This is a genomic window from Brevibacillus sp. NSP2.1 (assembly GCF_000470975.2).
Taxonomy (GTDB): Bacteria; Bacillota; Bacilli; order Brevibacillales; family Brevibacillaceae; genus Brevibacillus; species Brevibacillus agri.
Map to the genome: position 1 here is coordinate 2,821,084 of NZ_CP048274.1, position 23,726 is coordinate 2,844,809.

8 protein-coding genes are annotated in these 23,726 nt (G+C 54.3%); 5 read left to right on the forward strand and 3 right to left on the reverse strand.

Annotation, left to right across the window (positions count from 1 at the left end):
- Positions 1 to 13 precede the first annotated feature (13 nt).
- Together M655_RS13810 and M655_RS13815 are read left to right on the forward strand one after the other, a co-directional pair.
- Entirely contained in the window at positions 14 to 5,464 is a 5,451-nt protein-coding gene (locus M655_RS13810; protein WP_286086023.1) for a non-ribosomal peptide synthetase, read from the forward strand.
- Positions 5,465 to 5,853: 389 nt separating this feature from the next.
- Complete coding sequence (locus M655_RS13815) at positions 5,854 to 6,435, forward strand: GNAT family N-acetyltransferase (RefSeq protein ID WP_025844093.1); 582 nt, start codon at positions 5,854 to 5,856, stop codon at positions 6,433 to 6,435.
- 100 nt (positions 6,436 to 6,535) lie between these two features.
- Here the strand turns inward: M655_RS13815 and M655_RS13820 are convergent, their stop codons facing one another.
- Positions 6,536 to 7,234 carry a 4'-phosphopantetheinyl transferase family protein gene (locus M655_RS13820; RefSeq protein ID WP_035422706.1) on the reverse strand — a complete coding sequence of 233 codons (699 nt, stop codon included), beginning with the start codon at positions 7,232 to 7,234 and terminating at the stop codon, positions 6,536 to 6,538.
- Between the two features lie 67 nt (positions 7,235 to 7,301).
- The gene (gene loaP / locus M655_RS13825; protein WP_025844095.1) at positions 7,302 to 7,892 is read right to left on the reverse strand and encodes an antiterminator LoaP; all 591 of its coding nucleotides are present in this window, start codon (positions 7,890 to 7,892) and stop codon (positions 7,302 to 7,304) included.
- Positions 7,893 to 8,598: 706 nt separating this feature from the next.
- On the opposite strand from loaP, the gene M655_RS13830 reads away from it, so the two are divergent.
- Positions 8,599 to 8,874 (forward strand): hypothetical protein, encoded by a 276-nt coding sequence (locus tag M655_RS13830; protein ID WP_026557192.1) that lies wholly within the window; start codon positions 8,599 to 8,601, stop codon positions 8,872 to 8,874.
- Positions 8,875 to 8,950: 76 nt separating this feature from the next.
- Here M655_RS13830 and M655_RS13835 read toward each other — a convergent pair whose 3' ends face one another.
- Positions 8,951 to 9,250: a hypothetical protein gene (locus M655_RS13835; protein WP_005834059.1), complete on the reverse strand. Its 300-nt coding sequence runs from the start codon at positions 9,248 to 9,250 to the stop codon at positions 8,951 to 8,953.
- A 299-nt stretch (positions 9,251 to 9,549) separates the two neighbouring features.
- On the opposite strand from M655_RS13835, the gene tycA reads away from it, so the two are divergent.
- Both tycA and tycB read left to right on the forward strand, forming a co-directional pair.
- Positions 9,550 to 12,816 (forward strand): tyrocidine non-ribosomal peptide synthetase TycA, encoded by a 3,267-nt coding sequence (gene tycA / locus M655_RS13840; RefSeq protein ID WP_026557191.1) that lies wholly within the window; start codon positions 9,550 to 9,552, stop codon positions 12,814 to 12,816.
- 96 nt (positions 12,817 to 12,912) lie between these two features.
- On the forward strand, positions 12,913 to 23,679 hold the full coding sequence (gene tycB, locus M655_RS13845; RefSeq protein ID WP_026557190.1) for a tyrocidine non-ribosomal peptide synthetase TycB: 10,767 nt from the start codon (positions 12,913 to 12,915) through the stop codon (positions 23,677 to 23,679).
- The last annotated feature ends 47 nt before the right edge of the window (positions 23,680 to 23,726 follow it).

Here is a 23,726-nt window from a genome sequence, read left to right on the forward strand (position 1 = left end):
AGGAGCGCAAATGATGATCGAGAAGCTTGCTGGTGCTGCCAACAGGAACGGCCATCTACCGGTCGGCGTCGAGCAGTCGGCGTCTGATTGGCAAGTGGATGAATACTGGAAGACTATACTGCAAAACCGTACTCATGCATTAAATTTGCCGCTGGATTTTGTGCGGCCAGCGGTGAAAGGCGGGCAGCGAGACGCCGTCACGTATAAAACTACTTTGGCGTTACAACGGGAGCTTGCGCTTGCTGCCGAAAACGAAGCGGTATCCGTGGAAGTCGTTTTGCTCGCTGCGCTCATGCTGCTGCTCGCGAAATATACGGGCCAGGAGTATGTGGTCGTAGGCTGGACGTCTAATTCTGTGCAACATGCTTGCGGTGGCAGCGAGACAGCTTGCACGACGGTAGTCGCTGGTTGCGTGGAGCAGAGCCGTACATGGCGCGAGTTTTTGGCGGCAATCGAGCAGACGTGCTTGCAGGCGCGCGCCCCGAAGCGGTTTTCGTACGAGCAACTGGTGGACACAATGGATGCGGACCAAGACGCGAGCAGAAATCCGCTCTTTGACGTACGCCTCAAACAGCGCCATACCGAAACAGCGCGGCAAAAGGATGATTTCGCGCTCGGCTTCGACGTGGAGCGTGACGGCATTTCTTTGCGAATCGAGTATGATGCAAACCTCTTTTTCGCAAGCACGATGGAGCGGTTGCTGCGCCACTACGTCAACCTGCTGACAGAGCTGGTGCGGGATGGCGACCAGCGACTGGCAGACTTGGACATGCTGTCTGCCGACGAGCGCGAGCGGCTCGTCTACGGCTGGAACGAGACGGCTACGGCCTATCCGTCTGCGCAAAGCATCGCACACATGCTGGAACAGCAGGTCGAGCAGCGCCCGGAAGACATCGCCGTCGTGTTCGGCGAGCAAAGCCTTACGTACAAGCAACTGCACGCACAATCCAACCAGATCGCCCACGCCTTGCACCAGAGAGGCATCGGCGAAGGGGATGTTGTCGTCGTTATGGCGGAACGCTCTCTGGAGCTGATTACGGGCTTGCTTGGCGTGCTGAAAGCAGGCGCGGCCTACACCCCCGTCGACCCGGGCTATCCGGCAGAACGGCTGCGCTACTTGCTGCACCATTCCCAAGCGAAGCTGTTGCTCGTCCAGCGCGCGGTACAGGACCGAATTGCCGACACAGACGCCGAGGTCGTCGCCGTGGAAGATTTGCTCGCGGCGGGGTGGCCAAGCGACAGCTTGCCGCTGCCGTACGACCCGGAACGGCTGATGTACGTACTCTATACGTCCGGCTCCACGGGAAATCCAAAAGGAGCAATGATTCGCGCGCACGCGTTCGTCAATTTGCTGCATTGGTACACGCGAGAATTTTCGCTCGGGGAAAACGACCGGATGCTGCTCATCGCTTCTGCCAGCATTGATCTCGCGCAAAAAAACTTGTACGCGCCACTCATCACCGGGGGACGGCTGGTGCTGTTCGAGCCTGGCCTTTACGACTACGAGCAAATGGCAGCCACCATCGAGCGCGAAGGGATTACGGCGATCAACTGCACGCCCAGCGCGTTTTACCCGTTGGTAGATGCGAGTGCGGACGACGACTATGCAAAGCTGAAAAGCTTGCGCTGGGTGTTTTTGGGCGGCGAGCCGATCCATATGACCCAGCTCGCGCCGTGGCTGCGCAGCGCCAACTGCGAGGCGGAAATCGTCAACACGTACGGGCCGACGGAATGCACCGATATTGCCTCCTACTACCGCATTCATGGAAAAGACTGGAAGTGGGGAACCAATCTGCCCATCGGCAAGCCGATTGACAATGTCCGGCTGTACGTCGTGGACAAAGATATGCGCCTTGTCCCGGAAGGGCTGGAAGGCGAGCTGTGCATCGGCGGCGTCGGGGTAGGGCTTGGCTATTACAACGCCCCGGACTTGACACAGGAACGGTTTGTGCAGAGCAGCGAGCTACCCGAACAAGTCGTGTACAAGACAGGAGACGTCGTGAAAAGACTGCCGGACGGGCAGATCGTGTTCATCGGCCGGGTCGACCACCAGGTCAAAGTGCGCGGCTTCCGCATTGAGATCGAAGAAATCGAGAAAAAGCTGCTCGACCACCCGCAAGTCAAAGAGGCGGTCGTGACCGCAGTTCAGGACGCCGGGGGAGATACGAGCTTGCGCGCCTATGTCGTGCCCGCGTCGTCGCTGACTACCGAGCAAGTTTACGATTATTTGCATGCAGAGCTGCCCGGCTACATGGTTCCGCAGTTTGTCATTTTGCTGGAAGCGTTGCCGCTGACGCCAAACGGCAAGGTCGACCGCAAAGCGCTGCCTGTGCCGACTGCGGAACTGGCGCAAGCGGAAGAACAAACGGAGGAACAAGGTGAAAAACAACCTGCCCCTGAAAAACTGCAAGACGAAACCGAGCAGCAACTGGTGAAGCTGTGGCAAGAAGTGCTCGGCATCCGAAAAATCGGTCTTGAGGACAGCTTTTTCCGCTTGGGAGGGCACTCGTTAAAAGCGGTTGCGTTGCTCTCGCGGATCAAAAAGGCATTTGGGGTGTCCATCCCGATTCCGGCCTTGTTCCGAAAGCCTACTGTCCGACAACTTGCAGAAGTCATCCGGCAATCGCCACAAACTGCCCAATCCCAGTCTCAATCCGACCCTGTAGCGACTCCGCGAGCAGGCAAGCAGAGGGATCAGACGTATTATCGGCTTTCCTCCGAGCAAGAGCGGCTCTACGTTTTGGCGCAGTTCGAGCACGTCGGCACGGCTTACAATGTCCCATGGGCCGCTGTTGTGTACGGGCCGTTCGACGTTTCGCGCTGCGAGCAAGCGTTTGCCGCACTTAGCCTCCGGCACGAATCGCTGCGCACCTGCTTCGAGCTGGTCGGCGACACAGTGTTGCAAAAGGTGCTGCAAAAAGCAGACGGCTTTTTTATTTATACGGAAGCAAACGGAGCAGAGCACGAGCAGCCGGAACAACTGATTCGCCCGTTCATCCGCCCGTTTGATCTTGGTGTCGGCCCGCTGTTTCGGGTAAACGTAGTCCGGCTGGGCGCGGATGAGCACTTGTTGTTTTTGGACATGCACCACATTGTTGCCGACGGTATTTCGCTCCAGCTCGTCCTCCAAGAGTTTGCCGCCTTGTACGAAGGCAAGACGCTGGAACCATTGCCGATGCAGTACAAAGACTATGCGAACTGGCAAGGCAAGCGCCGGGAGACGTTGCAAGCCCAGGAAGCGTATTGGCTCGACGTGCTGCAAGGAGAGCTTCCCGTGCTGAACGTGCCGCTCGATTACCCGCGACCGCCACTGCAAAGCTTCGAGGGAGACAAAGTGACGACTCGCATAGATCGTTCCCTAGCCCAAAAGCTGAGGCAAGTAGCGGAGGACACAAACTCTACTCTGTACATGGTGCTGCTGGCGGCCTATGATGTCCTGCTGCACAAATATACGGGGCAAACCGATATCGTCGTCGGCTCTCCGGTCGGCGGGAGACAGCAGCCCGAATTTGAACGGCTCGTCGGCATGTTCGTCAACACGCTGGCCTTGCGCAGCTTCCCGCAGCCAGATAAGCCGTTCCGCGACTTTTTGGTCGAAGTGAGAGAAAGCTGCCTGAAAGCGTACGAACACCAGGAATGGCCGTTTGAAAAACTGGTCGAGAAGCTGCAACCTGTGCGCGATTTGAGCCGCAATCCGCTGTTTGACACGATGTTTGTCCTGCAAAACATGGAAAACGCCCTTCCCCGCCTGACAGGAGTCGAGCTGGTTGCTTTGCCGATCAACAATCGGGCGACCCAGTTTGACCTCATGCTGGAAGCGATCGAACAAGAAGACGGCCTCGAGTTGAATCTGGAGTTTTGCACGAAGCTGTTTGCCACCCGCACGATGGAGCGGCTGCTGCGCCACTACTGCCATCTGTTGGAGCAACTGGTCCAAGATACCGACCAGCGACTGGCAGACCTGGACATGCTCGCCGCAGACGGGGACGAGCCTCTCGTTTACGCCCGCGGCCACAACCTGACGACGGATTCAGCCGATCCAGTGCGGAGCGCGGTACACCTGCCGCAGCGAAAACAGCAGGTCGAACATCCGGAGAAAAGCGCCGCCGTGCCCGGCGAGCGTCAGGCGAGCATGGTCCCGTTACCTGCTTTGGAAGCAGCGGAAAAGCGTCCGGATTACCCGGCATCGTCAGCGCAAAAACGGTTGTTCATGCTGGATAAACTGCTGGGAAGAAGCACTGCCTACAACGTCCCTGTCATCCGCAACATCAATGGCAGAGTGGACAGCAAGCGGCTGGAAAAAGCGCTACAGGGACTTGTCGAGCGGCATGAATCGCTGCGGACGGCGTTCCATCTGGAAGTGGAGAGCGGTGCGCTCCGGCAAAAGGTACATTCCGCTGTTCCATTTGCGTTTCCGGTTTACGCGCTGACAGAGGCAGAAGCCGCAGAGATGATTCGCGATTTTGTCAGGCCGTTTCGTCTTGACAAAGCGCCGCTGTTCCGCGCGGCGCTGATCGAACTGACGGACAAAAAAGAGAGCATCCTCATCCTCGACATGCACCATGCGATCACAGACGGCCTGTCTGTCGGGATCATGCTCAAAGAATTGGCAGCGCTGTACGAGAACAGGCAACTGGAGCCTCTTAGCCTTCAATACAAAGACTACGCCGTCTGGGAAAGCCAGCTCATGCACACGCAGGAGTGGAAAAAGCAGGAAGCATACTGGCTGGAACGATTCAAGGAGCCTGTCCACCCGGTGCGATTGCGGTTCAGCCGCCCCCCGGCCTTGACAGCAGAGGCGACATCGCGGACGCTTCATTTTTCCTTGGAAGAAAATACGGCGACAGCGCTGCAAAATCTCGCTCACTCGACAGAGACAACTTTGTTTATGGTCATGCTGGCTGCCTTTACCGTCCTGCTGTCCAGGCTGTCTGGGCAGGACGACATTGTCGTCGGTACGCCCATTTCGGGAAGACACCGCGAAGGGCTGGAAAATATCGTCGGGATGTTTGTCAACACGTTGGCTATTCGCAACCAGCCACGAAGCAGCCAGTCTTTCCTGACGTATTTGCACCAGGTAAAAGAGCGCCTGCTGGACGCATACGAAAATCAGGACTACGCCTTCGACCAGCTTGTGGACAAACTGAACGTCCCGCGCGAGATCAACGGAAATCCGCTGTTCAATGTCATGTTCCAGTTTGCGCAGCACCACGAAGCGGAAACGATCGACGGGCTGAAGCTGCAAGCTGTCGAGTACGACGGCGCACCAGGCAAGTTCGATCTGCATTTCGTCGTCGTGCAGGAAAATCAGCGCGCCCTGCATCTGGAAATGACGTACCGGGAAGCTTATCTCCCGGATGAGACAGCGCGGGAGTTTCTTGCGCATTTTCACGGCCTGGTTCAGCAAATCGTCCGGGATGTGCAGCAGGACGGAAAGGAAGAGATTGCGACGCCCCATCCTTGACAACCGCAGCATATAGACAAAATCCCGCCTTTTGCCTGGGCGGGATTTTTTTCGTTCATTTATGGTGGTTTTCTTGCTGATTACTAACGCGTCAATACCGGGCACCAACAGCGATTCGCCAGCTACCACCGCGCCTAGATGCCACCGCACAGGGGACAAAAAGGTAGCCCCAAGGCGCCGACTTCCTTTATCGCTGCCACCAACCCACCAGCCTAACCACCACGACCATACAAACAAGTCGCTTTTCTCACCTGTTTTTGGCATAATATACCATAGCCAACAACAGCAACAACTCACCCCGAAAAGCAGACGGCCAAAAACTTACGATCAAGCCAAAATGCTCAACCTGGCTGGAAAAAAGCAAACTCGGACAGGAAAGGAACGGAAGAATGAATAGTAACGCGCTGTTTCACGAGTTTCCGGTCTTGAAATCAGACCATTTGATCCTGCGGGAGATTGAAGATTGTCACCTCGAAGAACTGTATGAAATTTACAGCAACGACAACGTCTTTGAGTATTGCGGCATCATTCCCAAGCACAAAAAAGATACCGTCCTGACCATGATCGGGCATTTCAAAAGAGATTACTTGAAAAAGTCGAGAGTAAAATGGGGGATGTTTCCCGCTCAGCAAAGCGAGAGATTGGTCGGCATTATCGAAGCGTTCGAGTTTAACCAGCGTGTAAACATGGCGACAATCGGCTACTTTCTGGCCGAAGCGCACTGGGGAAAAGGCTTTGCCTCCGAGGCGGTCCAAATGGTCGTGCGCTTCTTGATGGAGGAAGTCAACGTGAACAGAATCCAGGCAGAGGTCATGCCGAAAAACGAACCGTCCAAACAAGTATTGCGCAAAAACGGCTTCACCCTGGAAGGAACGCTCAGACAGGCAGCCCTCTGGTCAGGCAAAGGGATTGTCGACCTGGAAATCTACGGCTTGCTGCAGGAAGACTATCAAAAGCGGCAAACGAGATAGCGGCATCGCGCAGTCAGGCCACACAAGAACGTTCCAAACCAAAAGGTTTCATCCCCGAAAGGCAAGCGGGGATGAAACCTTTTTTGTTGCCCAGTGCCGATCACTGGCTGAAGCTGAGAAAATACGGAAGCAGCGTGTCCAGCGACACGATTTCCACCTGTTCACAAAACTGGCCGTTTTGCGCACAAGCGGTCAGCGTGTATTCGTCATCCAGAACGTACGTCTTGAAGTGCCATTCCTCCTGGTCATAGACACGCCAACCCTCGACCGTTCCCTCTCTGACAGTAGAGAAGCTGTGCAGCGGAAGCGAAAGCCCTTTGCCGATCGCTTTTATATAGCTTTCCTTGGCGGTCCAGACCGTAAAAAAGCGTGCCTGCCAGCGCTCGCTGTCCCGTTCTGCCTCAATAAACTCGCATTCCTCCTGGGCAAAAAACTGCCGGGCAATTTGCAAGTCAATCGCATGCTTTTTTTCAATATCAATTCCTACGGCACGGTCATCGGTTATGCAGACGACCCAGTCGCCCGAATGGGACAGGTTGTAGTGCAAGCTGTCCAACGGCTCTTGCAAGGAAGGCTTGCCATAGGCATTCGTGCCAAACCTAATGTTTTTCACAGGAACCGCGAACGTCTCCGCCGCAATTTTTCGAATCAACAGGTCGGCGAGCAACCCTCTGACACAATCTTCGAGGCGGTAGAAAGCAGAGAGCCGCAACTGCTTTTCTTCGCCCACAAAAGACAACAGGTGGGGAATGGATTCGTCCGGAAAATCGGTGATGTTAACCGCGTATATTTGCACCATGTTGAACCTCCTATTTCGTCTGTCGACAAGCTTTGCGCAACAAAAGCGCGAGCAGGGCATTGCCTGCTTACACGCTCGGCTCGATCAGCTCAATTCCAAGGTCGATCACCCGCTCATCGCCCATGAGCGAGACGAGCACTTTGACCCGCCGTTTGTGCTTGTCCACCTTTTTCACGATCCCTTCCAGCCCTTTGAGCGGGCCGGACTCTACATATACTTTGGAGTCTTGCGTATAGACCTGGGAAAAATCAATTTGCTCATCGTGATTCAAAAGCTTGAGAATAATCGTCATTTCTTCGTCGGGAATCTTTTTGAAGCAGAGCGCTTCTTCCTTGCTTTCCGTTACGTTCGCGCGGCTTTTGCGCAGAGCAGCCGGTCTGTCGTAGGTGAGGTCGATTTTATTCAAATAGTTCAGCATCCGAATGATTTTGGAATGGCTTTTAATGAAGTAATATTTCGAACAATTCATGTTCGTTTTGACAAAAATGTAGCCGGGAAACAAATCTTTCTCCACGCGCAAAATCTCGCCGTTTTTCTTCTCGGGAACGATTCGTTGCGGTACCATCGAATACAGCGTTTCTTTCTCAAAAGATTTATTCAGCCAATTTTTTACAGAGTGCTCATAACCCGTTTTCACATAGAAAGCATACCAGTTCATCAACTTGCAAGACTCCTTTTCATAACGTTTCTAAGATCATTGGCAGGTGCAACCGCTCAGCAATCCACAACCTCCATAGATTCGTCTCTCTTGGCAGTTCCTGATCCGGGTATAAAAGCTCATCTCCTGTCACCACGATGGGAAACCTTATGTTTCGCATGCCGGAAACGGATGTTTCGGTCGGCCAGATGGAAGCCGCATCAGCCATGCGCAACTATGCGAGATATAAACGATTGATTACATAATACTGTTTTATTTTCTAAATAATGGTAACTGTTGACAGAAAGACCGTCAAGCCCAACCAAAACAAAAACGTTGGGAGTGGTGACAGTATTCGGATTTCTTTTGTGCAGGCTGGTTGGGGAGCTTTATCTGGCGAACGGCGAACGATAGAGAGCAAAGACGGACGGCTTGGTGGATCGCAAAGCATAGGACCGGCTGCTGCCGGCTTTCCTTGAACCGGGTCCGGGCGGCAGTCAGAATAGATAAAAACTTTTTTTGCGAAAAATCCAACGCAAGTAAAAAGGAGGAGTAGGGTATTGGTTCGTGACTTCTATCACAAGCTTTCTGGGAGTCTGCGGGCTTGGCAAGACCGTGGCGAATGCAGCCCACAGGAGAGCAGACTCTGCTGATTTTTAGAAGAAAACCCCTGTTTTACCAGTATAAAGCATTATATAAGCTGTGAACATATAAAATATTTAACGTTATGAAAATATTTATCAAAAAAATATCAGCAGAAAAGCTTGCTTATGTTCATAGACAGGCGAAAAAGGAAAAAAGTTGCAGCGCAGCAACGATCAAAAAAGCCTCTCCAAAGCGGGCGGCTGTTCTCCAAATCGCGGAGGCTGCGACGACAAAGCACCGTGACGAACGCACCAGCGGCAAGGGAATCTTCTTCGCGCTCCATGCTTTTGCCGAAGGGGAGAGAAACGGGCATGACCACGAAACATGCTTGCCCATTCGGCTTACACACGCAAGTTGACACAGGCTTGCCAAACAGGACCTCTGTTTACGTAAAGAGGTTGTAAAAAATCTGGTACATTTTTAACAAATTATCCCTATTTTTTAACCCATTTCCAAATTTTCTCTGTTATAATGATTTTCAGCGTCAGCAACCTAGTGCTTTCAGCCTGCCAGCCGCTTTCGTTCGGCGCTTCCAAAAGAGTGAGGGAGAAGGGATGCCAACGGGTTAGACGAATAGGGAGCTTCAGGTGATGGTTTTCAAGTAAAGGAGTTTTCCTTCGCGCCGCGGGCAAAAGCCAGCAAGCCAGCCCGTATCCATCAGCCTTGAGTACCAGCGCCCGTTTTCCGCTGTCGCATCGTGAAAATGTGACTTTTGTATGAAAAGTGCATCCCATAAACAGGAAATTCTCCTGATTGTTAAAATTACCCAAATGAAGGAGAATGAAAAACTGGAATGGGACTGATCCCATCGACTCAAAATATGTAAAATAATGACAAACAAGTAACAAAATCCTATTTCTTCGTTACATTCGGCCCTCATAAGAACGATCATCCTGTTATTTCCTGCTATATCCGTCTTTTTTAGCTTCGGCGCCAACTCCACAGCACGTCGAGCTCGCCCTGTCACTCGTTGGCCAGCATTTTGTCGCACTTCATGATAAACACACGCAATTTTCATTATCGGAGGGGACACATGTTAGCAAATCAGGCCCATCTCGTCGAGATCGAGCGGGAGACGAAGCACCAGCCGCAAGTGCCATATGCCCAGGATAAGTCGATCCATCAATTGTTCGAAGAGCAAGCAGAGGCTTTTCCAGACCGGGTTGCCATCGTTTTTGAAAACCGGCAGCTCACCTACCGGGAGCTGAACGGAAAAGCCAATCAACTGGCGAGAGCGTTGCTCGAAAAAGGCGTGCAAACAGACAGCATCGTCGGGGTGATGATGGAGAAAGCGCCGGAAAATATCATCGCGATTTTGGCCGTTCTCAAAGCGGGCGGAGCGTACGTGCCCATCGACATCGAATATCCCCGCGATCGCATTCAGTATATTTTGCAGGACAGCCAAACGAAAATCGTGCTCACGCAAAAAAGCGCAAGCAAGCTCGTGCATGACGTCGGGTACAGCAGGCATATCGTTGTGTTGGAAGAAGAAAAGCTGGACGCTCGCGAAGCTTCCAATCTGCGCCAGCCAAGCAAGCCTACGGATCTCGCCTACGTCATTTACACCTCAGGGACAACGGGCAAACCGAAAGGCACCATGCTGGAGCATAAAGGCATCGCCAATTTGCAATCGTTTTTCCAAAATTCGTTTGGCGTCACCGCGCAAGACCGAATCGGGTTGTTTGCCAGCATGTCGTTCGACGCATCCGTTTGGGAAATGTTCATGGCTTTGCTGTCCGGCGCAAGCCTCTACATCCTTTCCAAGCAGACGATTCATGATTTCGTTACGTTTGAAAACTATTTGAGTGAAAATGAATTGACGATTATCACGCTGCCACCGACTTATTTGACTCATCTCACCCCAGAACGAATCACTTCTCTGCGCATCATGATTACGGCAGGTTCATCTGCCTCCGCCCCCTTGGTAAACAAATGGAAAGACAAACTCAGGTACATAAATGCATACGGCCCAACGGAAACGAGCATTTGCGCGACGACATGGGAAGCGCCTGCCCACGAGTTCCCCGTGCAGTCCATTCCGATTGGTAAGCCGATTCAAAACACGCACATCTATATCGTAGGCGAAGACTTGCAGCCCCTGCCGATTGGCAGCGAAGGCGAACTGTGCATAGGCGGAGTCGGCCTTGCGAGAGGGTATTGGAACCGCCCTGATTTGACCGCAGAAAAATTCGTAGACAATCCGTTCGTACCGGGAGAAAAGATGTACCGGACCGGGGACCTGGCGAAATGGCTGGCGGATGGAAACATCGAGTTTCTCGGCAGGATCGACCACCAGGTAAAAATCAGAGGTCATCGTATTGAGCTAGGCGAAATCGAGTCTGTCTTGCTCTCGTACGAACCAATTACAGAGGCCGTAGTCATCGCCAGAGAGGATCAACAGGCCGGGCAGTATTTGTGCGCCTATTTTATTTCGCGACAAGAAGTAACTCCTGCACAACTCAGAGAATACGCCGCGCAAAAGCTGCCAGCGTACATGCTGCCTTCCTATTTCGTCAAGCTGGACAAAATGCCGCTGACGCCAAATGACAAGATCGACCGCAAAGCGTTGCCCGAGCCTGATTTTGCAACAAACGCAAACCTTGCCGCCTACCATCCTCCGCGCAACGAGACGGAATCAATCCTCGCATCCATCTGGCAAGATGTGCTGGGGGTAGAAAAGATAGGGATACGCGATAATTTTTACTCGCTCGGCGGCGATTCGATCCAGGCGATCCAGGTCGTCGCGCGCCTGCATTCCTATCAGCGGAAGCTAGAGGCGAAAGACTTGCTGAATTACCCGACGATCGAACAGGTTGCCCTGTTTGTAAAAAATACGACCCGAAAAAGCGATCAGGGCATCATCGTCGGAGACGTACCGCTTACGCCCATTCAAAAATGGTTTTTTGAGAAAAATTTCACGAATATGAGCCATTGGAACCAGTCGTCTATGCTTTATCGCCCGGAAGGATTCGACCGTGACGCGATCCAGAGGGCCATGGACAAAATCATCGAGCACCACGACGCGCTTCGCATGGTGTATCGGCACGAAAACGGGCAGGTCGTTCAGCGCAACCGCGGGTTGGACGGCAAACGATACGATTTCTCCCTGTACGATCTGCGCGCGCACGCGGATGTCGAGCAGGCGATTGCGGAAGAAACGCAGCGTTTGCACAGCAACATGGATTTGCAGGAAGGACCGCTGGTGAAGGTCGCGCTGTTCCAGACGCTACATGGCGATCATTTGTTTTTGGCGATCCATCACCTGGTCGTGGACGGCATTTCCTGGCGCATTTTGTTTGAAGATTTGGCAACCGCCTATGCGCAAGCACTTGCCGGGCAAGCGATCACTTTGCCGGAAAAGACGGATTCTTTTCAAAGCTGGTCAGAGTGGTTGCACGAATACGCGAACGAGGCGGATTTGCTGAGCGAGATTCCGTATTGGGAGAGCGTCGAATCGCAGGCGAGCCATGTCTGGCTGCCCAAAGACTTTGAAGCGGCAGGCTGCAAGCAAAAAAGCGTGCGAAACATGCGAATCTGGCTGCGGGCGGAAGAGACGGAGCAACTGCTGAAGCACGCCAATCAGGCCTACCAGACGGAAATTAACGACTTGTTGCTGGCGGCGCTCGGCCTGGCTTTTGCCGAGTGGAGCAAGCTTGAGCAACTCGCGATTCATCTCGAGGGGCACGGGCGCGAGGACATCATCGAGCAGGCAAACGTGGCGCGAACCCTCGGCTGGTTTACATCCCAATATCCGGTTTTGCTCGACTTGCGGCAAACCGCTCACTTGTCCGACTTCATCAAGCTCACCAAAGAAAATTTGCGAAAAATTCCCCATAAAGGAATTGGCTACGACATTTTAAAGCATGTGACGCTCCCGGAAAATCGCGGTTCCTTGTCTTTTTCCGTGCAGCCGGAAGTGACGTTCAACTACTTGGGCCAGTTTGATGCGGACATGAAGACAGAGCTGTTTACCCGCTCGCCTTTCAGCGGAGGCAACACGCTTGGCGCAGATGGCAAAAACAATCTCAGTCCTGAATCGGAGGTGTACACCGCTTTGAATATAACCGGATTGATTGAAGGCGGAGAGCTTGTCCTCACTTTCTCCTACAGCGCGGAGCAGTTTCGGGAAGAGTCCATCCATCAATTGAGCCAAGGTTATCAAAAGCAGCTTCAGCGCATCGTCACGCACTGCATCGAGAAAAAAGAAGTAGAGCGGACGCCGAGCGATTTTAGCGTCAAAGGTCTTCAGATGGAGGAAATGGACGATATTTTCGAATTACTGGCCAATACACTGACCTAACCAAGTGATGACAGCGATTATGCGGGGCGGCCGCGCATCTTTATTTTCCTTTTTTATACATGTATGACAAATAAATGAATTTATCGAGGTGCCGTAATGAGTGTATTTAGCAAAGAACACGTCCAGGATATGTACGTTTTGACTCCGATGCAAGAGGGCATGTTGTTCCACGCCTTGCTCGACCAGGAGCAAAACTCGCATCTCGTACAGATGTCCATCTCGTTGCAGGGCGATCTTGACGTCGGGCTGTTTACCGACAGCCTGCGTGCGCTGGTAGAGAGGTACGATGTATTCCGCACGTTATTTCTTTACGAAAAGCTCAAGCAGCCGTTGCAGGTTGTGCTGAAGGAACGCCCCATTCCGATCGAATTCCACGATTTGTCTGCCTGCGACGAGTCCGAGAAGCAGGCCCGCTACACCGCGTACAAAAGAGCCGATCAGGAGAAGACGTTTCATCTGGCAAAAGACCCGTTGCTGAGGGTCGCCATTTTCCAAATGACCCGGCAAGACTACCAGGTCATCTGGAGCTTTCATCACATCTTGATGGACGGCTGGTGCTTCAGCCTTATTTTCGATGACTTGCTCGCCATCTATTTATCGTTGCAAAACAAGACCACACCTACCCTGGAGCCGGTACAGCCGTACAGTCGCTTCATCGGCTGGCTGGAAAAACAGGATAAACAGGCCGCGCTCGCCTATTGGAGCGACTACTTGCAGCAATATGAGCAGAAGACCGCTTTGCCGAAAAAAGAAAAGCTCGCTGACACGGCTTTTCAGCCAAGCCAATACCGCTTTCGTCTGAACCGCGCCTTGAGCAAACAGCTCGGGACAATCGCCAGTCAACATCAGGTGACGGTTTCGACGGTGATTCAAACGATCTGGGGGATTCTCCTGCAAAAGTACAACGCGACCCATGACGTGCTGTTCGGCTCCGTCGTCTCCGGACGCCCGACAGAGATCGTCGGCATCGACAAAATGGTTGGCTTGTTCATCAACACGATCCCGTTTCGCGTGCAGGCGCAGGCGGGCCAGACGTTTTCCGAGCTGCTGCACGAGGTGCACAAAAAGACGTTGCAATCCCGGCCGTACGAGCACGTACCTTTGTACGACATTCAAAACCGGTCGGACTTGAAGCAGGAGCTGATCGACCACCTGCTGGTCATTGAAAACTATCCGCTGGTAGAGGCGTTGCAGCAAAAGGCCCAGGCCCAGCAAATCGGCTTCACCATTACCGACGTCGAAATGTTCGAGCCTACCAATTACGACTTGACCGTCATGGTGTTGCCCAAGGAAGAGATCGCCTTCCGCTTTGACTACAATGCGGCGCTGTTTGCGGAAGAGGTCGTGCAAAAAATGGCCGGGCACCTCCAGCAGATCGCGTCTTGCGTGGCAACCAATCCGGATGTCGAGCTTCGCCGGATTCCGATGCTGACAGAAGCAGAAACGGCTCAGTTGCTGGCTAAACGCACGGAAACGGCGGCTGACTATCCGGCGACCACCATTCACGAGCTGTTCACGCGGCAGGTGGAAAAAACGCCTGAGCAAGTCGCGGTTGTTTGCGGCGATCAGCACCTGACGTATCGGGAGCTGGATGAAAAGTCCAACCAGCTCGCCCGCTTTTTGCGCAAAAAAGGCATCGGCGCTGACAGCCTTGTCGGCACGATGCTGGATCGCTCGCTGGAAATGATCGTCGGCATCATCGGCGTTTTGAAAGCAGGCGGGGCTTTTGTGCCGATTGACCCGAAGCTGCCTGCGGAACGAATTGCCTACATGCTCACGCATAGCGGCGTGCAATTGGTCGTGACCCAAGATCATTTGCTGGAAAAAGTGACGACTCCGACGGAAAAACTGGACATCCGCGCCTCCGCGATCTGGGAAGAGAGCCGCGACCATGTCGAGTCGATCAACCAGCCGCATGACTTGTTTTACATCATCTATACGTCCGGCACGACGGGCAAACCGAAAGGCGTCATGCTCGAGCATCGGAACATGGCGAACCTGCTGCACTTTACGTTTGCCAAAACCAACATCGCTTTTCAGGAAAAAGTGTTGCAGTACACGACATGCAGTTTTGATGTTTGCTACCAGGAAATTTTCTCCACGCTGTTAGCGGGAGGGCAGCTTTACCTCATTTCAAACGAGCTGAGACGGCATGTGGAAAAACTGTTTGCGTTCATCCAGGAAAAGCAGATCAGCATTTTGTCTTTGCCCGTGTCCTTTTTGAAGTTTATTTTCAACGAACAAGACTACGCGCAAAGCTTCCCGCGTTGTGTCAAACATATCATCACCGCCGGGGAACAGCTCGTCGTCACGCACGAGTTGCAAAAGTACCTGCGCGATCATCGCGTATTTTTGCACAATCACTACGGACCGTCGGAAACGCATGTCGTGACGACATACACGATGGACCCGCGCAAGGAAATACCCGAGCTGCCTCCGATCGGCAAGCCGATCAGCAATACGGGCATTTACATTTTGGATGAAGGGCTGCAGTTGAAGCCGGAGGGGATCGTCGGGGAGCTGTACATTTCCGGCGCAAACGTCGGGAGAGGCTATTTGCACCAGCCGGAGCTGACGGCGGAGAAGTTTCTCGAAAACCCGTACCAGCCAGGCGAACGAATGTATCGAACGGGTGACCTCGCCCGTTGGCTGCCTGATGGACAGCTCGAATTTTTGGGCCGAATCGACCACCAGGTCAAAATCAGAGGGCATCGCATCGAGCTGGGAGAGATCGAATCGCGCCTGCTCAACCATCCGGCCATCAAGGAAGCCGTAGTCATCGACAGAGCAGATGAGACAGGCGGCAAGTTTTTGTGCGCCTATGTCGTCCTGCAAACAGAAATCAGCGACGAAGACATGCGCACCTATTTGGCGCGTGCGCTACCGGACTACATGATCCCGTCCTTTTTCGTGAAGCTTGCGCGGATTCCGGTCACGCCGAACGGAAAAACAGACAGGAGAGCGTTGCCAAAGCCAGAGGGGAGTGCCTTGACGGGCGCGGAATACATCGCCCCGACAACCGAGCTGGAGCAAAAGCTGGTCGCGATCTGGGAGCAAATTCTCGGCGTGTCGCCAATCGGGATTCAGGATCACTTTTTTGCGCTGGGCGGCCATTCGTTAAAAGCGATTCAGCTTATTTCCCGCATCCAGAAGGAATGCAAGGCAGACGTTCCGCTGCGCGTACTGTTTGCGCAACCGACGATTCAAGCGATCGCAGCGTATGTGGAAGGCGGGGAGGAAAGCGCGTATCACGCCATTGCGCAGGCCGAGCCGCAAGCGTACTATCCCGTCTCGTCTGCGCAAAAACGGATGCTCATTTTAAACCAGCTCGACCCGGGCAGCACGGTTTACAACCTGCCTGTCGTGCTGATTCTCGACGGAACACTCGACAGGGAGCGGCTGGAGCGCGCCATTTCCGGACTGGTGTCGCGCCATGAATCGCTGCGCACCTCGTTTCACACGATCAACGGCGAGTCGGTTCAGCGCATTCACGCCGAATGCCCGTTGCCGATTGTTTGCATGAAAGCTACGGAGGAGCAAGTAAACGAAGCCGTTCTCCGGTTCATGCGTCCGTTCGATTTGGAAACGGCTCCGCTCTGCCGGGTGGGGCTGGTGAAGCTCGGCGAGAGCCGTCATGTGTTGATAATCGATCTGCACCACATCATCGCAGACGGGGTGTCCACGCAGCTTCTCCTGCATGACTTTGCCCGTCTGTATCAACACGAAGCTTTGCCCGAGCTGCGCATTCAGTATAAAGACTTCGCCGTTTGGGAAAAAGCGCGGACGCAAACGAGTGATTACCAAAAACAGGAAAATTATTGGCTCCAGCGCTTTGCAGGCGAAATTCCGGTCTTGAACCTGCCGTTGGACTACCCGCGGCCGGCTGTTCAAAGCTTTGCGGGCGAACGTTATTTGTTCCGCGCCGAAAAACAACTGCTGGATCGTTTGCAGCGCGTAGCCAAAGAGACTGGCACGACCTTGTACATGGTGCTTTTGGCCGCTTATCACGTGCTTTTGGCCAAATACTCCGGGCAGGAAGACATGGTGATCGGCACCGTGACGGCCGGCAGAGCGCACCCGGATACAGAGAGCGTCACGGGGATGTTCGTCAATACGCTGGCGATGAGAAATCAGTCCGCGCCCACAAAAACGTTCCGGCAATTTTTGCTGGAAGTAAAAGACAATACGCTCGCGGCTTTTGAGCACGGGGACTATCCGTTCGAAGAGCTCGTCGAAAAGCTGGCGCTCACGCGAAACAGAAGCCGGAACCCGTTGTTCGACACCTTGTTCCTTTTGCAAAACATGGATGCCGGCTTGATCGAGCTGGAAGGGATGACCGTGACTCCTTACGTGCCAGAGGGGAACATGGCCAAGTTCGATTTGTCGCTGGAAGCGAGCGAAAACGCAGCGGGCCTTTCCTTCTGCTTCGAATTTTGCACCAAGCTGTTCAAGCGCGAGACGATCGAGCGCATGTCGCTGCATTACTTGCAAATTTTGCAGGCCGCAAGCGAAAACACGGAGCAAAAGCTGGCGCAAGTCGAAATGCTGACCGCGCACGAGAAGCAGGAACTGCTGGTTCATTTCAACGACACGGCTACGCTGTCTCCAGCCGAAAGCACGCTTTCGCAGTTGTTTGAAGAACAGGCGCACAAAACGCCGGAGCAGACCGCCATCGTTTTCGGCGACAAGCGGCTGACGTACCGCGAACTGAACGAGCGGGCCAACCAGCTCGCGCACACTTTGCGGAAAAAAGGCGTGCAGGCTGAGCAAAGCGTAGGAATCATGGCGCAACGATCTTTGGAAATGGCAATCGGAATCATCGCCATTCTCAAAGCGGGCGGAGCGTATGTGCCGATCGACCCGGACTATCCGCACGAGCGGATTGCTTACATGCTGGAAGATTGCGAAGCCCGGTTGATCCTGACGCAAAAGGGGCTGGACGAAAAGCTTGCGGCAGACGTGGAACGCCTGTATTTGGATGAGGAAAAGAGCTATGCGCCCTCTGCGGAAAACTTGGAACCGATGCATACGGCGGGCGACCTCGCTTACATCATCTACACATCCGGTACGACAGGCAAGCCAAAAGGCGTCATGGTCGAGCATCGGGGAATCGTCAACAGCGTGACGTGGAACCGAGACGAGTTTGCCCTATCTGTCCGGGACAGAGGGACGCTGTCGCTTTCCTTCGCCTTTGATGCCTTTGCCCTAACCTTTTTTACATTGATAATATCCGGCTCCACCGTCGTCCTGATGCCCGATCATGAGGCGAAAGATCCGATTGCGCTGCGAAACCTGATTGCCGCCTGGGAATGCAGCTACGTGGTGTTTGTGCCCAGCATGTTCCAGGCGATATTGGAGTGCAGCACTCCGGCGGACATCCGCTCGATCCAGGCGGTCATGCTCGGGGGCGAAAAGCTGTCGCCGAAGCTGGTTCACCTGTGCAAAGAGATGCATCCGCAAATGCTTGTCGTCAATGCATACGGACCGACGGAAAGCAGCGTCATCGCCACCTACTTGCGCAATACGCTGCCGGATAAGCCAATCACCATCGGGCGTCCGGTTGCCAACACGAGCATCTACATCGTGGACCAACAGCATCAACTGTTGCCTGTCGGGGTGGTCGGAGAAATTTGCATCGGCGGCCGCGGCTTGGCGCGGGGCTATTGGAAAAAGCCGGAGCTTACAGCGGAGAAGTTTGTTGCGAATCCGGCTGTTCCGGGAGAGCGCATGTACAAGACTGGCGATCTCGGACGATGGCTTGCGGACGGAACGATTGATTTCACTGGACGCGTCGATGAGCAGATCAAAGTGAGAGGATACCGGATTGAGGTCGGAGAGATCGAAGCGGTTCTGCTCGCTTATGAACTGACGAATGAAGCCATCGTCGTCGCCTGCCAGGACGATCGCGGCGATTCCTATCTGGCGGCGTATGTCACGGGAAAAGCGGCGATAGAGGAAGCCGGGTTGCGCGCGCATCTCTCCAGGGCGCTTCCGGCCTACATGGTGCCAGCCTATCTCATCCAGTTGGATGCTTTTCCGCTCACGCCAAACGGCAAAGTAGACCGCAAAGCATTGCCCAAGCCGGAAGGAAAGCCAGCGACAAGCGCCGCGTATGTCGCACCTGCTACGGAAGTGGAGGCGAAGCTGGCCGCGATCTGGGAGAACGTGCTCGGCATTTCCGGCGTCGGGGTTTTGGACCACTTTTTTGAGCTGGGCGGCCATTCTTTGAAAGCGATGAGCGTGGTGGCGCAGGTGCATCGGGAGTTTCAAACGGATCTGTTGCTGAAGCAGTTTTTTGCAGCGCCGACTATCCGCGACTTGTCCCGTTTGATCGAAACCGGCGAACACGCAGGCGCAGCCGCGATTCAGCCAGCGGAGCCGCAAGCTTTCTATCCGGCGTCCTCTGCCCAGCGGCGAATGTACCTGCTGCACCAGCTCGAAGGCGCCGGAATCAGCTACAATACGCCGGGCATCATCATGCTGGAAGGCAAGCTGGATCGTGCGCAACTGGCGAAGGCGCTGCAAGCGTTGGTCGATCGCCACGACATTTGGCGAACGTCATTCGAGATGGCCGGAGACGAGCTGGTGCAGAAAATTCACGACCGCGTGACCGTGGACTTGACGTACCAGACCGCAGAGGAACAGCAGATTGACGAGCTTTTCCACGCATTCGTCCGTCCTTTCGATCTGGCTGTGCCGCCGCTTTTGCGCATGAGTCTGGTGAAGCTCGCGGATGAGCGCCATCTTCTTTTGTACGACATGCATCATATCGCGGCGGATGCGGCATCGGTCACGATCATATTCGATGAACTGGCCGAATTGTACCAGGGAAAACATTTGCCGGAGTTGCGCATCCAGTACAAAGATTTTGCGGTCTGGCAAAAAGCGCTCGATCAGTCGGATGCCTTTAGGCAGCATGAGGCGTACTGGCTGCACGCGTTCGCCGGAACCATCACCCCTGTCGATGTACCGACAGATTTTCCGCGCCCGGCCGTGAAAAGCTTTGCCGGAGGGCAAATCACCCTGTCCATGGACCAGCCGTTGCTGGATGCATTGCGCGAACTGGCTGCGAAAACGAACACGACGCTGTTCATGGTTTTGCTCGCCGCCTACAACGTGCTGCTCGCAAAATACGCCGGGCAGGACGACATTATCGTAGGCACGCCGATTTCCGGCAGATCGCGCGCCGAGCTTGCGCCAGTCGTCGGCATGTTCGTCAATACGCTGGCGATCCGCAACAGGCCGACAGCAGACAAGACCTTCGGGCAGTTTTTGCAGGAAGTCAAACAAAATGCTCTCGATGCTTACGACCACCAGGATTACCCGTTGGAAAGCCTTGTGGAAAAGCTCGGTATTCCGCGCGACCCGGGGCGCAATCCGCTGTTTGACACCATGTTCATTTTGCAAAGCGAGGAACTGCACGAAAAAACGCTGGATCGCCTGGTCTATCGCCCTTATGAATCCGGCAGCGCGCTCGCCATCGCGAAATTCGACTTGTCTTTCCATCTGACAGAGCGAAAAGCCGATCTGCTGTTGCGACTGGAATACAGCACCAAGCTGTTCAAACGAGAGACGGTAGAGCGCATGTCCCGGCACTTCCTGCAAATTTTGCGAGCGGTCACGGCCCGTCCAAAGAGCAAGTTGCAAGAGATCGAGATGCTGACCGAAGCAGAAAAGCAAATGTTGCTGCAAGCGTTCAATGATACGGAGCGGGAGTACCGGGCAGATCAAACCATCCACCAGCTCTTTGAAGAATGGGCGGCCAAAATGCCCGAGCAAACGGCGCTCGTGTTCGAAGAGAAGCGAATGTCGTACCGGGAGTTGAACGAACGGGCGAACCAGCTCGCAGCCGTTTTGCGCGCAAAAGGAGTGGGGCCGTCGCACATCGTCGCCTTGCTGGTAGAGCGCTCCGCCGAGATGGTCATCGCCACGCTTGCCGCGTTAAAAGCGGGCGGCGCCTTTTTACCCGTCGATCCTGATTATCCAAAAGAGCGCATCCGTTACATGCTAAAGGACAGTCAGGCAAAACTCGTGGTGACGCATGCGCACTTGCTCCACAAGGTGAACAGCGAGGCCGAGATTGTCAATTTGGACGATCCCAACCATTTTGCGTCACAGAAAGACAATCTGCCTTGCACAACCAAGCCGTCTGACCTGGCTTATATCATCTACACGTCCGGTACGACGGGCAAGCCAAAAGGCGTCATGCTGGAGCACAAAGGGGTAGCGAATCTGCAAGCGGTATTTGCCAACCAGCTTGGCGTTACACCGCAAGACCGGGCGGGGCATTTTGCCAGCATCTCGTTCGACGCCTCGGTGTGGGAAATGTTTATCCCTTTGCTGACGGGAGCGACCTTGTACGTCTTGTCCCGCGACATCATTAACGATTTTCGGCAGTTTGCCGCATACGTTCGCCACAACGCGATCACCATTCTCACCTTGCCGCCGACGTATGCCGTGTACCTGGAACCGGAGCAGTTGCCGTCGCTACGCATCCTGATTACAGCCGGATCGGCTTCCTCTGCCGCGCTGGTGGAGAAGTGGAAAGAAAAGGTGACCTACATCAACGCATACGGCCCGACCGAAAGCACCATTTGCGCGACGCTCTGGATCGCCGACCCGGATGAACCCGTCGAGACGATCACCATTGGCAAGCCGATTCCAAACACGAAGCTGTACATTGTGGATGACCAGTTGCGTCTGAAAGCGCCCGGCCAGATCGGGGAATTGTGCATCGGCGGCTTGTCGCTGGCCAGAGGCTATTGGAATCGTCCCGAGCTGACTGCCGAGAAGTTCGTCGACAATCCGTTTGCACCGGGAGAGAAAATGTACCGCACAGGCGACCTGGCACGATGGCTCCCGGACGGAAACGTCGAGTACGTGGGCCGAATGGATCACCAGGTGAAGATTCGCGGGCATCGGGTAGAGCTGGGCGAAGTGGAAAGCGTGCTGCTGCGGTATGAAACGGTCAAAGAGGCAGCCGCCATCACCCATGAGGACGACCGCGGCCAAGCTTATTTGTGCGCCTACTACGTGGCGGAAGGAGAAGCCACGCCCGCGCAGCTTCGGGACTATATGGAAAAAGAGCTGCCTCCTTACATGGTTCCCGCCTTCTTCATCCAACTGGAGAAGATGCCGCTGACCCCCAATGACAAAATTGACCGGAAAGCACTGCCGAAGCCAAGCCAGGAAGCGAATCGCGCCGAGGAATACGCGGCACCGCAAAGCGAGCTGGAGCAATTGCTGGCTTCCATCTGGGCAGATGTCTTGGGCATCAGGCAGGTCGGAATGAAAGACAACTTTTTTGAACTGGGCGGCGATTCCATCAAAGCGATCCAGGTGTCCACTCGCCTCAATGCGTCAGGCTGGACGCTTGCGATGAAAGAGCTGTTCCAATACCCGACGATCGAAGAAGTCGCAGCCCACGTCGCCCCGAACAGCAGAGAGAGCGAGCAGGGCGTCGTAGAAGGCGAGATTGGCTTGACGCCGATCCAGAAATGGTTCTTCGAGCGCAATTTCACGGATCGCCACCATTGGAATCAGGCTGTCATGCTGTTCCGCGCGGACGGCTTTGACGCAGGACTGGTTTGCCAGGCGTTCCATAAAATCGTCGAGCATCACGACGCGCTGCGCATGATTTACAAGCAGGAAGCCGGAACGATCAGGCAAATCAACCGCGGATTGACTGATGAGCGCTTCCGCTTTCATTTCTATGATCTGCAGGAGCAGGCCAATTGCGCGGCCCGCATCCTGGAACTGTCCGATCAGATCCAAAGCAGTATAGATCTGGAACAAGGACCGCTCGTCCATCTCGCGCTTTTCTCGACAAACGCAGGAGATCATTTGCTGATTGCGATTCACCATCTCGTCGTCGATGGCGTCTCCTGGCGCATTTTGTTTGAAGATTTTTCATCGGCCTACGCGCAGGCTCTCCATCAGCAGGAGATCGTCTTGCCGAAAAAGACGGATTCGTTCAAAGACTGGGCGGCCCAATTGCAAGCGTACGCGGACAGTGACGAGCTGTTGCGGGAAGCGGCGTATTGGCACAACCTGGAGAGCACTGCCACGGCTGCCGCGCTGCCAACTGACTTCGCCGCCGCAGATCGCAAGCAAAAACATACGCGCACGCTCTCGTTTGAGCTGACAGCGACCCAGACGGAAAACATGCTGCGCCACGTTCATCACGCCTATCACACGGAGATGAATGACCTGCTTTTGACAGCGTTGGGCTTGGCTATCAAAGACTGGGCGAAGACGAACTGCGTGCTCATCAATCTGGAAGGCCATGGCCGCGAAGACATCCAGAACGAGATGAACGTCACGCGAACAGTCGGTTGGTTCACTTCGCAATACCCGGTCGTGCTCGACATGGAAAAGGCCGATGACTTGTCGTACCAGATCAAGCACATCAAAGAAAGCTTGCGCCGGGTTCCGAAAAAAGGAATTGGCTACGAAATTTTGCGCACGATGACGACACGCGAGGTACAGCCGCCACTGTCGTTTGCGCTGCGGCCGGAAATCAGCTTTAACTATCTCGGCCAATTCGAGTCGGACGGGAAGGCTGGCGGATACACATTCTCGCCGCTCGGAACAGGTCAGCTATTCAGCCCGGAATCGGAAAGAGTGTTCCTGTTGGACATTTCCGGCTTGATTGAAGATGGAAAGCTGCGGATCACCGTGGGCTACAGCAGCCTCCAGTACAAGGAAGAGACGATTGCCAGCCTGGCAGACGGCTATCGGAATCACTTGCTCGGCATCATGGAGCATTGCATGGCAAAAGAGGAAGGCGAGTACACCCCGAGCGACCTGGGGGACGACGATCTTTCCATGGAGGAGTTGGAGAACATCCTGGAACTGATTTGACCAGGCGACGCTGGAAATGAAATGCCTCCCGTCAAAGCGGGGCAAGC